This window comes from Lactobacillus sp. B4007 (assembly GCF_026535895.1).
GTDB classification, from domain to species: Bacteria; Bacillota; Bacilli; order Lactobacillales; family Lactobacillaceae; genus Lactobacillus; species Lactobacillus panisapium.
Genome location: NZ_JAFNPA010000006.1, coordinates 48,409 through 63,119, shown reverse-complemented (window position 1 = coordinate 63,119; position 14,711 = coordinate 48,409). Strand labels below are relative to the sequence as shown.

Genomic DNA, 14,711 nt, shown 5'->3' with positions numbered 1-14,711 from the left:
CATGCCGAACACAGCAGTTAAGCTTCTTCACGCCGAGAGTAGTTGGTGGGAGACTGCCTGCGAGGGTAGGAAGCTGCCGTGCTTTGATGGAGGATTAGCTCAGCTGGGAGAGCATCTGCCTTACAAGCAGGAGGTCACAGGTTCGAGCCCTGTATCCTCCATTTACCGAGTCGTTAGCTCAGTCGGTAGAGCATCTGACTTTTAATCAGAGGGTCGACGGTTCAAGCCCGTCACGACTCATGGCCCCATTTTGCGGGTGTGGCGGAATTGGCAGACGCGCTAGATTTAGGTTCTAGTGTTTTCGGACGTGTGGGTTCAAGTCCCACCACCCGTATTCGCCATAATAATATATACCATATTTACATCTTGCCGATTTAGCTCAGTTGGTAGAGCATCTGTCTTGTAAACAGGGGGTCGTACGTTCAAATCGTATAATCGGCATTTCATATTAATGCGGAAGTAGTTCAGTGGTAGAACATCACCTTGCCATGGTGGGGGTCGCGGGTTCGAATCCCGTCTTCCGCTTTCATTACATGCCGGGGTGGCGGAATTGGCAGACGCACGGGACTTAAAATCCCGCGGTTGGTTTCAACCGTACCGGTTCGACTCCGGTCCTCGGCATTAATGATGCGCCCTTAGCGCAACTGGATAGAGTGTCTGACTACGAATCAGAAGGTTGAAGGTTCAAATCCTTCAGGGCGCATATCCCGGGAAGTGGCTCAGTTTGGTAGAGCACCTGGTTTGGGACCAGGGGGTCGCAGGTTCGAATCCTGTCTTCCCGATTGTAATTTGTTAATTAACGGTTACATTTGTTGGCGGTGTAGCTCAGCTGGCTAGAGCGTCCGGTTCATACCCGGGAGGTCGAGGGTTCGATCCCCCCCGCCGCTATTTGCTAGAGCTTGGACCTTTAGCTCAGTTGGTTAGAGCAGACGGCTCATAACCGTCCTGTCGTAGGTTCGAGTCCTACAAGGTCCATTAAACATGGGGTTTTGTACCTTTATATTTTAACATCGCGGGATGGAGCAGTATGGTAGCTCGTCGGGCTCATAACCCGAAGGTCGGTGGTTCAAATCCACCTCCCGCAATATGGTCCATTGGAGCAGTGGTTTATCTCGTCTCCCTGTCACGGAGAAGATCATCAGTTCAAATCTGATATGGACCGTAGAATGGCTCGGTAGCTCAGTCGGTAGAGCAAAGGATTGAAGCTCCTTGTGTCGGCGGTTCGATTCCGTCCCGCGCCATTTTTTATTAGTTTGTTTTTGCGGGTATGGTTTAGTGGTAAAACGAAAGCCTTCCAAGCTTTAGTCGCGAGTCCGATTCTCGTTACCCGCTTTTGGGGCCTATAGCTCAGCTGGTTAGAGCGCACGCCTGATAAGCGTGAGGTCGATGGTTCAAGTCCATTTAGGCCCATTATGGAGACTTACTCAAGTGGCTGAAGAGGCGCCCCTGCTAAGGGTGTAGATCGGGTTATTCCGGTGCGAGAGTTCAAATCTCTCAGTCTCCGTAATTAAGAAGTTTGTAAGTGTTAAAGCTTGCAAGCTTTTTTTGTTGTTATGTATATTACCGGGTAAAAAAGATGAAAGTAAATGTTCTAAAGTCAATCGAAAACATTGCACAGATGTACGAGGATGGCGTTTTCGGATCTAAAGAATTGCCTGAAGATACCAATCCACATCTTGCTCAAGATTCTGAAGAAAGTGCATTGTATTTTACTTTGCCAACAGCACTTAACTATCAGCGAAATTCGTATTCTTTATGGGTGAGTGCAAAGAAGACGTATTTAGATGAATCGACTAACTTCCTCTTTAACCCCAAAAAAGTTGCTGAGAGCGATTTTGGCACTGTTCAGGCAGCTTTAACTAAATACCGCTTAGCTTTACAAGAAAACAAGCAGACGGCTATTTGGTGCCAAATATGCCAAACACTGAATGATAATTTCGCCGACAGTGTATTAACCTTATGTCATGAAAATCATGATGACGTGGTTCAAATTAGAAAATATCTTCAAATTGATAATAAAGCCGGGTTTCCGTATCTTTCTGGCAAAAAGCTCTGCAATTACTGGTTATTTATTTTGGATCATTATACAAGTCTTCAATTAAAAAACGTGTCTAAAATTTCTATTGCAGCTGATCGTCACGTGATAAAGGCTAGTAAAAAATTAGGTTTGATTACAGCTGAAGAAGAAAATAGTTCAAAAAAGCAGGATCTTGTTATAGCTGCCTGGTTTGATTTACTGAAAGATACTAAGTACAGACCAGTTGATTTTCAAACGCCAATTTGGTTTTGGGGAAGAAGTGGCTGTCCAGCAATAATTGAGAAATAAGCCTAATTATAAAGCTTTTGTACTAGGTTTTTGCGCCCTGATAAAAGCAAAAGTAATGCAATCATTACAAAAAATTCATCTTTTTGAATAAAACTCTTGCAAGATGACTAGGAATCCTGTATTATAAATAACGTTGTGATTGAGGAATCGCAATTGATACGCGAATTAATAAAAATAAAAAGTTGTTGACATTTTAAATTAAATTCGGTATTATAATTAAGCGTCTTATGTCGTAAGAAGAGAATATGACCCGTTGGTCAAGTGGTTAAGACATCGCCCTTTCACGGCGGTAACATGGGTTCAAATCCCGTACGGGTCATTACCAACGTTTATTGGTATTTTTACATTTGGAGGATTACCCAAGTGGCTTAAGGGGACGGTTTTGAAAACCGTTAGACGGTCTTGCCGTGCGTGGGTTCAAATCCCACATCCTCCTTTATAACATCGCGGGATGGAGCAGTATGGTAGCTCGTCGGGCTCATAACCCGAAGGTCGGTGGTTCAAATCCACCTCCCGCAATATGGTCCATTGGAGCAGTGGTTTATCTCGTCTCCCTGTCACGGAGAAGATCATCAGTTCAAATCTGATATGGACCGTAGGATGGCTCGGTAGCTCAGTCGGTAGAGCAAAGGATTGAAGCTCCTTGTGTCGGCGGTTCGATTCCGTCCCGCGCCATCAGCCTGGAGGAGTAGCGAAGTGGCTAAACGCGGCGGTCTGTAAAACCGCTCTCTCTGAGTTCGGCGGTTCGAATCCACCCTCCTCCATAATAGGGATATAGTATAAAGGTAGTACATCGGTCTCCAAAACCGCTAGTGTGGGTTCAATTCCTACTATCCCTGTTTACCTCATGGCGGAATTGGTGAAGGGGTTAACACACCGGTTTGTGGATCCGGCATACATGGGTTCGAATCCCATATTCCGCCCTAGTATTGGGATATAGCCAAGCGGTAAGGCACTAGACTTTGACTCTATTATGCGCTGGTTCGAATCCAGCTATCCCAATCTATTAAATAAATATTCAATGGCGGTGTAGCCAAGTGGTAAGGCAGAGGTCTGCAAAACCTTAATCGTCGGTTCAAATCCGATCCCCGCCTTAATGGTTCACTCATTGAACTTCATAAAATTATGGCGGTGTGGCGGAATTGGCAGACGCGCCAGACTCAAAATCTGGTGTCCGTTTAGGACGTATCGGTTCGACCCCGATCACCGCTATTAGGTAACAGCTTCTATACATGAAGCTGTTTTTTGTTTATAAAATTACGCGCTTTTTCTATTATAAAAATTGCACAAGCAAAGCGGAATCTTTATAATACCTTTATACGGAGGTATTCAAATGAATATTGGTATTTTTACCGATACATATTTTCCACAAATCAGTGGTGTAGCAACGTCAATTAAAACTTTAAAAGACGCCCTTGAAGAGCAGGGACATAATGTATTTATTTTTACAACGACGGATCCGCACGTGAAAAAAGGTACTATTGAGGCTAACGTTTTTCGCTTCAGTAGTGTGCCATTTATTTCATTTACAGATCGCCGAGTAGCATTTAGAGGATTTTTTGAAGCAACTAAAGTAGCACGTGAAGTAAAACTGGATGTTGTTCATACGCAAACAGAGTTTGCTTTGGGAATGATTGGTAAATATGTCGCTCACCAATTAAAAATACCGGCAATTCATACTTACCATACGATGTATGAAGACTATTTACACTACGTGTTAAACGGGCATTTGTTGCGACCATATCACGTTAAGCAATTTACCAATGTTTACCTTAAGAACATGGATGGTGTTATTGCCCCTAGTAAGCGCGTTGAGGCTCTTTTGAAGCGCTATGGTGTATCTATACCTTTACGTGTAATTCCGACTGGTGTAGATGTTAAGAGCTTGGATAAGCCCGCAACCCATGATGTGCGTCATGAACTAGGAATTGCTCCCGATGTCCCCGTTTTGTTAACCTTGAGCCGAATAGCTGGGGAGAAGAAAATTAATCGGATTTTAAATGTTATGCCAGAAATTGTCGATGAATTTCCTAACGTACAGCTTGTGATAGCGGGAGATGGCCCAGACGTCGAGATCTTGCAAGAGCAAGTTGAGCGACTGACTTTAGAGGATAACGTTCAGTTTGTTGGCGATGTTCCTCACGATGATGTTGGGGCATTTTACAAGATGGCCAATTTGTTTGTTTCAGCAAGCGATACTGAAACGCAAGGTCTTACCTATATTGAGGCACTCGCTGCGGGCACAAAGTGCGTTGTTTATGATACCGAATATACGGAAAATGTCTTCGATAATCCTTGCTTTGGCGAAGTTTTCACTCGGCCTAGCGAAATGCGTGACGCAATTTTATCTTATTTAAGAGAAAATCAAACTGAAATTCCGCCAGATAAGTTGAAAGCTAAAATGAAACAAATTTCGGCTGAGCGTTTTGCTAGCGAAGTACATCAGTTTTATGAAGAAGTAATCGAAAATTACCAGGAAGAGCGCGAAGAGGATAGCAATGATAAGAATTAATATGTTCTCACAAGCTGATTCAGTTAAGGGCCAGGGTGTTGGCTCTGCTTATAACGAACTGATCAACTTATTAAGAACCCACTTAGTTAATGAATTTTATGTAACGAATAATAAATATGGTGCCAGCGATTTAACCCACTATCACACCATAAATCCTACTTATTTTGTTAACAGTTTTTCCCCAGCGCGTGGACGTAAAATTGGTTATGTCCATTTTTTACCGGAGACTTTAGAAGGCTCAGTCAAGCTGCCGAATTATGCAAAAAAAGTCTTTTATAAATATGTCATCGACTTTTATCAAAGAATGGATCAAATTGTTGTGGTTAACCCTATTTTTATTGATAAATTGGTTAATTACGGTATCAAACGGGAAAAGGTTAAGTACATTCCTAACTTTGTGGCAAAAGATGAATTCTATCCTGAACGGCAGGAAAAAAAGAATGCCTTTCGGCATCAATTAGGTATTCCTCTTGATAAATTTGTAGTCTTTGGTGATGGGCAAGTTCAGGCTCGTAAAGGAGTCGATGATTTTGCAAAACTAGCACAGGCCAACCCAGAGATGCAGTTTATTTGGGCAGGTGGTTTTTCTTTTGGCAAAATTACTGACGGCTACGATCACTTTAAAGAATTAGTGGCCAATCCGCCAAAGAACTTAACATTCACCGGTATCATTGACCGGCAACAATTAGTTGATTATTTAAACATCGCAGATCTATTTGTTTTGCCATCATTTGATGAGCTTTTTCCAATGTCTGTTTTGGAAGCATTTAGCTGTGGGACACCGGTTTTATTGCGCGATCTTGCTTTATATGATGCCATTATCAAAGGTTACTATTTAAAAGGGAAAAACTTTGATGAACTGAATGCGCAGTTGCGCCAAGTGGCGAATGATCAGGCACTTTTGCACAAATACAGTAATCTATCTAATATGGCTAGTGAAAAATATTCAGAAGATAATTTAGCCAAAATTTGGTGTGATTTTTATCACGAGCAATATGAACTTGGCAGGGAGTTAGGACAGATCCGCTAATGAATAAAAAGCACTTTTGGGGAATTGCGGTTGTTTTACTCATCAGCCTTGGCGTTTTGTATGTTGATTTAAAAGATACACCAGTATCGCAACTGCGGCAGGCAATGAATAATGTCAATGTTGGTGCACTGCTATTAGTTTTCTTGTTAATGCTGCTATCATATGTTTTTGAAGCTAGCATTTTAGCCGTTCTTGCACAACGTCCTGGTGAGCCTAAACGATCAAAGTGGTCATTTTTACGAATTCCAATTATTCAGGCACTCTTTAATGCAATTACCCCTATGTCAACTGGTGGTCAGCCGTCTCAACTGGCTGCAATGGTACAGATGGGAATTGAAGGCGGCCGTGCTACTTCACTTTTGTTGATGAAATTTATCATTTATCAGATTGTTGTTTTCTTGGCATATGTTGTTACCATTATTACTGGTTTTCATATGGTTGCGACTAAATTTGCAGGTCTTGCCTTTTTTATTGCAATTGGTTTTTTAATTCACGTTAGCTCAATCATTTTTTTATTAGCAATTTTGTTTGCTTACAACTGGACTAAAAAAGCAGCTAATTGGTTAATGAAATGGCTAGCTAAAATAATTAATCCCCAGCGTGTAGAGGGCTGGCGGACCGCAACGATGGCAAAGATTGACACTTTTTATACCGAAAGTCAGAAGCTAAAGCGTGAAAAAAAGAAATTAGTGCTTAGCGCCGTGTTAACAGTGCTGCAGCTGCTTTGCTTTTATTCAATTCCGTTTATGGTTCTGGTAACTTTACGCGTTTCGGCTGATTGGGTCAGTGTTACGCAAATGAACATTATGATTATCATGTTTATGGCAATTATTCCCATTCCAGGAGCTTCAGGCGGGGCAGAATATAGTTTTCAAACGCTCTTTGCCAGTTTCATTTCATCTAAAGGTGCGCTTGTTTTTGGGATGTTTTTGTGGCGCTTTGTAACCTACTTTTTCGGGATGATTTTAGGTATTTTTGGCTGGATTTTCAAACCGAAAAAAGTTACTAGCTCAGCAAAAGATTAATTTTTACTAAAATCACTATGTTTAATTGAGCTTAAGGGTAAGATATTAGCATAGTGAGAGGAGAATAGAATGACACGGACCAAGTCTTTCTTGCAATGGTTAACATCAACCAAATTAGGTTTTTTTACCATTGTGTTAATAACTTTTTGGCTAAAAACGTACGTAATTTATTTGACCAAGTTTAATTTAGGTGCTGTCGGTGCGATGCAAAATTTTCTTTTGTTTATCAATCCGTTGCCAACGGCTTTGTTGCTGCTGGGAATAGGCCTATTTTTTAAGGGACGTAAATCTTATTGGATTATCATTGTTATTGATTTAGTTCTTAGCACATGGCTTTTTGCTAATATTTTGTATTACCGCGAATTTTCCAATTTTTTATCCTTATCAATCATTAAAACATCTGGTTCAACGGCTGATAATTTAGGAAAAAGTATTGTCGGGATAACGCGGGTAACTGATTTTTTAACTTTCATTGATGTTTTGGCAATTATTGCTTTAATGGTTAGCAAAGTGATTAAGTACGATTTGCGCCCATTAAAATTAAAGTTCAATCTTTTACTTGAAGGGCTGGCAGTTGTGCTAATTGGCGTTAACCTGATGATGGCGCAAAAAGATCGTTCAGGGCTTTTAACCAGAACATTCGATAACAGCTATATCGTTAAGTACTTGGGAATGAACCAATATGCCGTTTACGATAGCTTTAAAACCGCGCAAACTAGCGAGCAAATGGCTAAGGCAAATGTCTCTGATTTAAGTTCTGTCAAAAAGTACTTAAAGGCCAATTATGTTAAGCCTAATCCCGAATATACCGGCGTAGCTAAAGGGAAAAACGTCATGGTTATTCACCTTGAGAGTTTCCAGCAGTTTTTAATTGGTTATAAGTGGAAGGGCAAAGAAGTTACCCCCAACTTAAATAAACTTTACCGGTCGAAAAATACATTAAGTTTTGCTAATTTTTATAACCAAGTTGGTCAAGGTAAGACTTCTGATGCGGAAATGATGCTGGAAAATTCCTTATATGGTTTACAATCTGGCTCTGCAATGTCTAGTTATGGGACTTCCAATACTTTTGAGAGTGCCCCAGCGATTTTAAATCAACAAGGTGGCTATACTACTGCCGTAATGCACGGTGGAGCTGGTTCATTTTGGAATCGTAATAATGCTTATAAGCAATTTGGTTATCACTATTTTATGCCGTTGTCTTATTATGAAAATAAGCCTAAATATTATATCGGCTATGGTTTAAAGGATAAGATCTTTTTTGACCAATCAATTAAGTATATTGAGCGCTTGCCGCAGCCATTTTACTTAAAATTGATAACTGTTACCAACCACTATCCTTATGATTTAGATAAGAAAAATCAGTCGATTGATCCAACCGATACCGGGGATGAAACGGTTGATGGCTATGTTCAGACGGCACACTATCTAGATCAGGCAATTGGTGAATTAATGCGCTGGATGAAGAAAACTGGATTGGATAAAAATACCATGCTGGTGCTCTATGGCGATCATTATGGGATATCCGGTAATCACCATAAGGCTAGTGCAGAACTACTTAACCAAGATGAATTTACCAATTTTGATAACCTGAAGTTTCAGCGAGTACCCCTGATGTTCCATATGCCCGGATTAAAGGGTGGAATCAAAAAGACTTATGGGGGAGAAATTGATGTTTTGCCGACGCTTTTAAATCTTTTAGGAATTAATGATCGGAAAGCAATTCAATTCGGTCATGATTTATTAAGTAGTAAAGCACCACAAATTGTCGCCCAGCGTAACGGTGATTTTATTACGCCTAAATATGCTAAGGTCGGAAGTACTTATTACGACACTAAGACCGGTGAAGAGATTGAGGATCCTGATGAGAAGCTAAAAGCAAAACTTGTGGCGATTTCGAATAAGGTCACTACCCAATTGTCTTTATCGGATCGGGTAATTGCCGGCAACTTGTTACGCTTTTACCATCCGAAATGGTTTAAAAAGGTCAATCCGCATGATTATAACTATAACGAGGAAAAGGCACTGAAAAATCTGTATTCTTCACATAACAAAACTTCGCTTTGGTATCATAATCATAAAAAATCGACGCAAAATAAATTTAAGACGGATGCGCCTGAACTTGAAAAATAAAAACTCGAAAAAAAACACATTTTGTGCTAAAATTTATCAGTAATCGTATGTGTATATTGGAGGCAGCGTATTGTATAATTTATTTATGACGCTACTAATTATTGTTTCAATTTTAATCGTTGTTGCAACAATGATGCAGCCACAAAAGCAACAAGATGCTTTGAATGCCTTATCTGGTGGTGCAGTATTTAGTGGTCAAACGAAGAAACGTGGTTTTGAAGCATTTATGGAAAAAGTGACTTCAGTTTTACTGGTTCTCTTTTTCGTTTTTGCTATTGTATTAGCTTATTTGTCTTCAAAATAGTATTGGTTCCTCCCGATCAAAACGATGGGAGGACTTTTTTTATCTTTTTAAGTAGGAAACGGAGATTAAGTGCATGGCACAAAACGAGAAAATCTTAGCTAATGTTTTAGAGATCTTTCGCCACAATCCCAAAAAGCAATATCAGGTTGAACAAATTGAGCGCATGCTCAGACGCGACCGACTTGGTAATTTTTCTGATCTCGTAAAAGCATTATCTTTTTTAGAACAAGAGAAAAAGATAATCACTGACGGCAATGGTCACTATCAACTGGCTCAAGAAAATATCGTTGTCGAGGGAATGTTTAAAGCCAATAGCAAGGGCTTTGGTTTTGTTAAAGTTGAAGATGAAGAAACCGACGATATTTTTATCGCCAAGGATTATACTGCATATGCAGTTGATGGTGATGAAGTTCGCGTTAAAATAACTGCTGGTGGAAATCCGTGGAACGGTAAGGGACCAGAAGGCCAGGTTCAGGAGATTATCTCTCGTGGAGTTAGCTCCTTAGTGGGAGAATTTCATCCACTGACTGATGAGCAAACTAAAGTTAGTCATTTTGTCGGCTATGTGTTAAGCACTAATAAAAAGTTAGCTAATTATCGGGTTTATGTTGGTGAAAATGGCTTGCGTCCGCAAAAAGGCGACATGGTCAAGGTTTCAATTAGCAATTATCCTGATAAGGATAATCCTGACTCAATGGTTGGTGTTGTCACCAAAATTATTGGTAATAAAAATCTCCCGGGCGTTGATATTATGGCAATTGTTTCTGCTCATGATGTTAAGACAGAATGGGCTCAGGATGCACTTGATCAATCCAATGCTATCCCGGATCATGTGTTGCCCGAAGAAATGGCCGATCGTGAGGACATTAGGAAGCAGCCAGCAGTCACAATTGATGGCGATGATTCAAAGGACTTTGATGATGCTGTAGTATTGTGGCAATTACCTAATGGCAATTATCATCTAGGTGTTCACATTGCTGATGTCGCTCATTATGTTAAAGAAAATTCGCCCCTTGACAAAGAGGCGTTTACTCGTGGCAACAGTACTTATTTGGTTGACCGGGTAATTCCGATGCTGCCATTTAGATTATCAAATGGTATCTGTTCTTTAAATGAGGGCGTAGACCGCTTAGTTCTTTCATGTGACATGGAAATTACGCCAGAAGGTGAGCGGGTAAATTACCGGATTCACCCCTCTGTAATGCGTTCACACGGCCGAATGACGTACAACAATGTCAATAAGGTCCTAGATCCAAATAATGAAGAGCCACTAGAAGAAAAATACGTTAAATTAGCACCGATGCTAAAAGAAATGGCCGAGTTGCACAATGCTTTGTATCAAAAGCGCCACCAACGCGGAGCAATTGACTTTGAAGAGCCAGAAGCTAAAATTATTGTTAACGATCAGGGTAAGCCAACTGATATCGTCTTGCATAATCGGGGTACAGCCGAAAAGATGATTGAATCGTTTATGTTGATGGCTAATGAAACCGTTGCTGAAGACTTTTACAAAAAGCATGTACCATTCTTGTACCGTGTACATGAAACGCCAGATGGCGAAAGAATTAAGAGCTTCTTTGAATTTTGCAGTGCATTTGGCTTGAATATTATGGCTGATCCTAATCATGTTAAGCCGATTGACTTGCAAAAAGTGGTAGCCAAGACAACCGGAACACCTGAGGAAGCCGTTGTTCAAATGATGATGCTGCGAAGCTTAAAGCAGGCACATTATTCAGAAGAACCCCTCGGACACTTCGGCCTAGCTGCCAAGTTTTACACCCACTTTACTTCGCCAATTCGCCGGTATTCCGATTTAATGGTCCACCGCATGATCCATGCATATAGCGAGGAAGGAACTGATAAAAAAGTTCGGGATCATTTTGCTAATTCCTTACCCGAGGTCGCAGATCAGACTTCTACGCAAGAACGTGTTTCAATTGACACTGAGCGTGAGACCAACGATTTGAAGATGACTGAATACATGGCAGACCAAGTTGGTGAGCATTTTGATGCTGTGGTATCCTCAGTAACTAGTTTTGGGATGTTTATCCAGTTACCTAATACGGTTGAAGGATTAATCCATATTTCCAATTTAACAGATGATTTCTACAGCTTTAATGAAAAGAGCATGACGCTTACTGGTCGTGGTACCCATAAACAATATCATGTGGGGATGCCGATAAAGGTAACGTTGACTAATGCAAACGTTGAGCAGCATCAACTAGATTTTGAAATTTATGACCCCAATGCTCCTAAAAAGGAACATAATAACCGTGGCAATAATAATCGTCGGCGTGGAAATCGGGGATTTCGCAACGATCACGGTCACCGCGGAGCTACGAATGGCCGCAATAATTTTCATAAAAATGGTAATCACCCACATTTTAGCAAGTATAAGCATTAGGACGGGAAATTGAAGAAACAAAATAATGAGAACTTAATTGCTCAGAATAAAAAAGCACATCATGATTATTTTATTAAGGACACTTATGAAGCAGGAATTGCACTTACAGGAACCGAAATTAAATCAGTACGTGCAAGAAGAATTAATCTGCGCGATGGCTATGTTCAAATTATTAATGGTTCCGCTTATCTCGAAAATGTTCACATTAGTGAATACAAGCAGGGCAACCGCTATAACCATGAGCCCTTGCGCCAACGCCAGCTGCTATTACATAAAAAAGAAATTGCCCGTTTAGCTAAGGAGCAGGAGCAAAGGGGGATCGCCATTATTCCCCTCAAAGTTTACCTTAAACATGGCTTTGCCAAAGTATTGATTGGCGTGGGTCAAGGTAAGAAAAAATATGATAAGCGCGAAACGATTAAGAAAAGAGATCAGGAGCGTGAATTACGCCGCCAATATAAAGTATAAAATGACAGTTTGATTTGGTTAAATTCTTTCTATTTGACTATAAAAGTTGCTTAGTTATCTTCATAATAAGGCTAGTAAAAATTTCTCTTTTTTGATAATATGTTTAAGGGATACATGAATAGCATATTTGACTAAATTGAGAAAAGTATATGAATAAATTAAACGAAATTTAGACAAATTCTTTAGCGGTCTTTTTTTATGGCATTGCAATATTTTCGATTATTTATTAAGATTATTAGTATATATATAATTGGCTTTTTTAAATAATACATTCAGCTTTAAGTTCTTGAGAGCTAATTGTTGTAAGCTGTGCATGACTTATTCTGATTTTAAAATATTATTTATCAAAAAAGTAAAGTATAAAATAAAATATTATTATGCCAAGTTTAGTTTGTAAGGATTTGAATGGTAATGGAATTTAATGATGTCTATAATCAAGAACGAGTAACACGCAAATTTACTAATAGGAAAGTTAATGAAAAGTTATTAGCTAAAATAATTAAAAGAGCCCAGCAGTCACCATCTTTACTGAACTCTCAACCTTGGAAGGTATACATTTTAGCTGGAGAAGCACTTAGCGAACTAAAAAAAGAAGTAAAAAATCAAATTGATGCTGGTATTGATCCTCATGAGGATTTTGCTAAAATTTTGTCACTTAACTGGGATCCATATCCTAGTCAAAATTTGGCTGCTGTTGGAGCATCACAACCATATTTCTTCCATAATAAAATGGATCTTTTTGAAGACGCAAATAACACGATGTTTAATGCACAAGATGTAGTCTTTTTGACAATTCCCAAGGCATCGCCAGCTTGGTCTGTATATGATTTAGGAATTTTTTCACAGAGTATAATGCTTTTAGCAATTAATGAAGGGATTGCTGTTATGCCAGCTCATTCAATGGTGGCATACCCAGATTTAGTTCGGAAATATGCAGAAATTCCTAATGATGAATTGGTCGGGATGGCAATTGGTCTAGGTTATAAAGATAAGTCTGCCGAAGTTAATGATCCTAAGTATATTCCTGCAAGATTGCCGTTTAAGAAAATCTATAAATTAATTAAATAAAAAAACATTTTTATCAAGATAAAGCGCTATTAATGTTAAAATATATCAAATGATTTTTACAAAAGGTGATATAAATTTTGAATACAGCTCAAATAATTACTAATTTAATAGCAACTTTAGTGATTTTTGTTTTTGCAGCCTTCTTTGTTGCTGCTGAATTTGCCTTGGTCCAAACAAGATCAAGTCAGCTAGAAGATATGCTGGCAGATAATACTGGTAATAGCAGGAAGGTTAAGCGTGCTTTACATATGACGCATAACCTGAATGAGTATTTATCGACAACGCAAGTCGGCACAACTTTAGTTGGCGTCGTTTTAGGTTGGTTTTCTGCCGATACGTTTGCAGCAATTTTTGCAAATTTATTTAAACTAACTCAACTTAATCATTCTGTAGTGCGTTCCGTTAGTGCTCTTTTAGGGGTAATTTTATTGACTTACCTAGAAGTAGTTGTGACGGAGATTGTTCCGAAAAATATTGCAATTGACATGCCAGTCAAAATATTGCTGGGAATTGTTACGCCATTGCAATTATTTCATACTTTGGTTTATCCTTTTGTCTGGCTTTTAAATACCAGTTCCAATGGTTTGCTTAAAATTATGGGCTTTGAGCCAGCAGATGAGGAAAATCAGGTTTATTCGCAGTCTGAGATTATTAAATTATCCCGGAAGGCCGTCCATGGTGGGTCTCTTGATAAAAACGACCTGACATACATGCAGCGTGCTTTTGAACTCAATGATAAAGTCGCAAAGGATATTATGACGGACAGAACTAGGCTAGTGGTGATCAATTCGACTGATACGATCAAGCAAGCACTAAAAATGTATCTTGATGAAGGCTCAAGTCGTATTCCTGTTGTCCGCGATAATAATAAAGATGATATTGTAGGCTATATTTACGCTTTCGATGTGGTTCAACAAAATGAAATAGATGATCAGGTCCCTGTAACTCGCATCATTAGAACAATGATCACCGTCCCGGAATCAATGCCGATTCAGGATATTTTGCATTTAATGATAAAAAAGCACACACCGATTGTTTTAGTCGTAGATGAGTACGGTGGAACTAGCGGAATTGTGACTGATAAGGATATTTACGAAGAGCTCTTTGGTACGGTTAAAGATGAAATTGATGATGTTTCAGATGACTATATTATCAAAGATAAAAAGGGCAATATTCATGTTTCGGGTAAAACGACCTTATATGATTTTGCCAGATATTTCCGCAAAGATCTTAAGAGTTTCCAAAATAGTGATATTATCACTATTGGTGGCTATATGATGGAACATTATCCAGAATTAAAGAAGAATCAAACGGTTGAGCTCGAAAATTTTGAATTTAAACTTGAAAATATTGAGCAGGGCTTTATGCGGTGGTTTATTGTCAAGCCGTTAGCACCAAAAGCTAATAAAACAACAACCGAAGAAAACTAACTGATAAATAA

Annotated in this window: 10 protein-coding genes and 27 tRNA genes; all 37 read left to right on the top strand. The window is 39.4% G+C overall.

What is annotated here, in order from left to right:
- Positions 1-88 precede the first annotated feature (88 nt).
- Positions 89-161: transfer RNA gene (locus J3U54_RS09035), tRNA-Val, on the top strand.
- Positions 162-167: 6 nt separating this feature from the next.
- Positions 168-240 (top strand) — tRNA-Lys (locus tag J3U54_RS09030).
- A 12-nt stretch (positions 241-252) separates the two neighbouring features.
- A tRNA-Leu gene (locus tag J3U54_RS09025) sits at positions 253-334 on the top strand.
- Positions 335-368: 34 nt separating this feature from the next.
- Positions 369-441 (top strand) — tRNA-Thr (locus tag J3U54_RS09020).
- Between the two features lie 12 nt (positions 442-453).
- Positions 454-525 (top strand) — tRNA-Gly (locus tag J3U54_RS09015).
- Positions 526-535: 10 nt separating this feature from the next.
- Positions 536-621 (top strand) — tRNA-Leu (locus J3U54_RS09010).
- Between the two features lie 8 nt (positions 622-629).
- A tRNA-Arg gene (locus J3U54_RS09005) sits at positions 630-703 on the top strand.
- 5 nt (positions 704-708) lie between these two features.
- Positions 709-782, top strand: a tRNA-Pro gene (locus J3U54_RS09000).
- A 32-nt stretch (positions 783-814) separates the two neighbouring features.
- Positions 815-888 (top strand) — tRNA-Met (locus J3U54_RS08995).
- A 13-nt stretch (positions 889-901) separates the two neighbouring features.
- Positions 902-975, top strand: a tRNA-Ile gene (locus J3U54_RS08990).
- 36 nt (positions 976-1,011) lie between these two features.
- A tRNA-Met gene (locus J3U54_RS08985) sits at positions 1,012-1,085 on the top strand.
- A gap of 3 nt (positions 1,086-1,088) precedes the next feature.
- Positions 1,089-1,162: transfer RNA gene (locus J3U54_RS08980), tRNA-Asp, on the top strand.
- Positions 1,163-1,168: 6 nt separating this feature from the next.
- Positions 1,169-1,241: transfer RNA gene (locus J3U54_RS08975), tRNA-Phe, on the top strand.
- Positions 1,242-1,261: 20 nt separating this feature from the next.
- Positions 1,262-1,332: transfer RNA gene (locus J3U54_RS08970), tRNA-Gly, on the top strand.
- A gap of 4 nt (positions 1,333-1,336) precedes the next feature.
- Positions 1,337-1,410: transfer RNA gene (locus J3U54_RS08965), tRNA-Ile, on the top strand.
- Between the two features lie 4 nt (positions 1,411-1,414).
- A tRNA-Ser gene (locus tag J3U54_RS08960) sits at positions 1,415-1,504 on the top strand.
- Positions 1,505-1,576: 72 nt separating this feature from the next.
- Entirely contained in the window at positions 1,577-2,326 is a 750-nt protein-coding gene (locus tag J3U54_RS08955; RefSeq protein WP_267385784.1) for a hypothetical protein, read from the top strand.
- Between the two features lie 247 nt (positions 2,327-2,573).
- Positions 2,574-2,645 (top strand) — tRNA-Glu (locus J3U54_RS08950).
- Positions 2,646-2,675: 30 nt separating this feature from the next.
- Positions 2,676-2,762, top strand: a tRNA-Ser gene (locus tag J3U54_RS08945).
- A 9-nt stretch (positions 2,763-2,771) separates the two neighbouring features.
- Positions 2,772-2,845, top strand: a tRNA-Met gene (locus J3U54_RS08940).
- A gap of 3 nt (positions 2,846-2,848) precedes the next feature.
- A tRNA-Asp gene (locus J3U54_RS08935) sits at positions 2,849-2,922 on the top strand.
- Positions 2,923-2,928: 6 nt separating this feature from the next.
- A tRNA-Phe gene (locus J3U54_RS08930) sits at positions 2,929-3,001 on the top strand.
- 7 nt (positions 3,002-3,008) lie between these two features.
- Positions 3,009-3,090, top strand: a tRNA-Tyr gene (locus J3U54_RS08925).
- 4 nt (positions 3,091-3,094) lie between these two features.
- Positions 3,095-3,165, top strand: a tRNA-Trp gene (locus J3U54_RS08920).
- An 11-nt stretch (positions 3,166-3,176) separates the two neighbouring features.
- Positions 3,177-3,249 (top strand) — tRNA-His (locus tag J3U54_RS08915).
- Positions 3,250-3,256: 7 nt separating this feature from the next.
- Positions 3,257-3,328: transfer RNA gene (locus J3U54_RS08910), tRNA-Gln, on the top strand.
- 21 nt (positions 3,329-3,349) lie between these two features.
- Positions 3,350-3,420, top strand: a tRNA-Cys gene (locus J3U54_RS08905).
- A gap of 33 nt (positions 3,421-3,453) precedes the next feature.
- A tRNA-Leu gene (locus J3U54_RS08900) sits at positions 3,454-3,538 on the top strand.
- A 121-nt stretch (positions 3,539-3,659) separates the two neighbouring features.
- The gene (locus J3U54_RS08895; protein WP_267385783.1) at positions 3,660-4,838 is read left to right on the top strand and encodes a glycosyltransferase family 4 protein; all 1,179 of its coding nucleotides are present in this window, start codon (positions 3,660-3,662) and stop codon (positions 4,836-4,838) included.
- Positions 4,825-5,868 (top strand): glycosyltransferase family 4 protein, encoded by a 1,044-nt coding sequence (locus tag J3U54_RS08890; protein ID WP_103751945.1) that lies wholly within the window; start codon positions 4,825-4,827, stop codon positions 5,866-5,868. Before J3U54_RS08895 ends, J3U54_RS08890 begins: the two co-directional genes overlap by 14 nt.
- Positions 5,868-6,893 (top strand): lysylphosphatidylglycerol synthase transmembrane domain-containing protein, encoded by a 1,026-nt coding sequence (locus J3U54_RS08885; protein ID WP_267385782.1) that lies wholly within the window; start codon positions 5,868-5,870, stop codon positions 6,891-6,893. The genes J3U54_RS08890 and J3U54_RS08885 overlap by 1 nt, the downstream gene beginning before the upstream one ends.
- Before the next feature lie 69 nt (positions 6,894-6,962).
- Entirely contained in the window at positions 6,963-9,026 is a 2,064-nt protein-coding gene (locus J3U54_RS08880) for an LTA synthase family protein (RefSeq protein WP_267385781.1), read from the top strand.
- A 70-nt stretch (positions 9,027-9,096) separates the two neighbouring features.
- A complete protein-coding gene (gene secG / locus J3U54_RS08875) occupies positions 9,097-9,330 on the top strand; it encodes a preprotein translocase subunit SecG (RefSeq protein ID WP_103751948.1) in 234 nt (77 codons plus the stop codon).
- Positions 9,331-9,403: 73 nt separating this feature from the next.
- A complete protein-coding gene (gene rnr / locus J3U54_RS08870; protein ID WP_267385780.1) occupies positions 9,404-11,734 on the top strand; it encodes a ribonuclease R in 2,331 nt (776 codons plus the stop codon).
- Between the two features lie 9 nt (positions 11,735-11,743).
- Complete coding sequence (smpB, locus tag J3U54_RS08865) at positions 11,744-12,202, top strand: SsrA-binding protein SmpB (protein WP_103751950.1); 459 nt, start codon at positions 11,744-11,746, stop codon at positions 12,200-12,202.
- 411 nt (positions 12,203-12,613) lie between these two features.
- Complete coding sequence (locus J3U54_RS08860) at positions 12,614-13,270, top strand: nitroreductase (RefSeq protein ID WP_103752243.1); 657 nt, start codon at positions 12,614-12,616, stop codon at positions 13,268-13,270.
- 77 nt (positions 13,271-13,347) lie between these two features.
- Positions 13,348-14,700 carry a hemolysin family protein gene (locus tag J3U54_RS08855; RefSeq protein ID WP_103751951.1) on the top strand — a complete coding sequence of 451 codons (1,353 nt, stop codon included), beginning with the start codon at positions 13,348-13,350 and terminating at the stop codon, positions 14,698-14,700.
- Positions 14,701-14,711: the final 11 nt, after the last annotated feature.

Coding starts and splice junctions, on each gene's coding strand:
- J3U54_RS08955 (WP_267385784.1), top strand. CDS start 1,577: ATGAAAGTAAATGTTCTAAAGTCAATCGAAAACATTGCACAGATGTAC.
- J3U54_RS08895 (WP_267385783.1), top strand. CDS start 3,660: ATGAATATTGGTATTTTTACCGATACATATTTTCCACAAATCAGTGGT.
- J3U54_RS08890 (WP_103751945.1), top strand. CDS start 4,825: ATGATAAGAATTAATATGTTCTCACAAGCTGATTCAGTTAAGGGCCAG.
- J3U54_RS08885 (WP_267385782.1), top strand. CDS start 5,868: ATGAATAAAAAGCACTTTTGGGGAATTGCGGTTGTTTTACTCATCAGC.
- J3U54_RS08880 (WP_267385781.1), top strand. CDS start 6,963: ATGACACGGACCAAGTCTTTCTTGCAATGGTTAACATCAACCAAATTA.
- rnr (WP_267385780.1), top strand. CDS start 9,404: ATGGCACAAAACGAGAAAATCTTAGCTAATGTTTTAGAGATCTTTCGC.
- J3U54_RS08860 (WP_103752243.1), top strand. CDS start 12,614: ATGGAATTTAATGATGTCTATAATCAAGAACGAGTAACACGCAAATTT.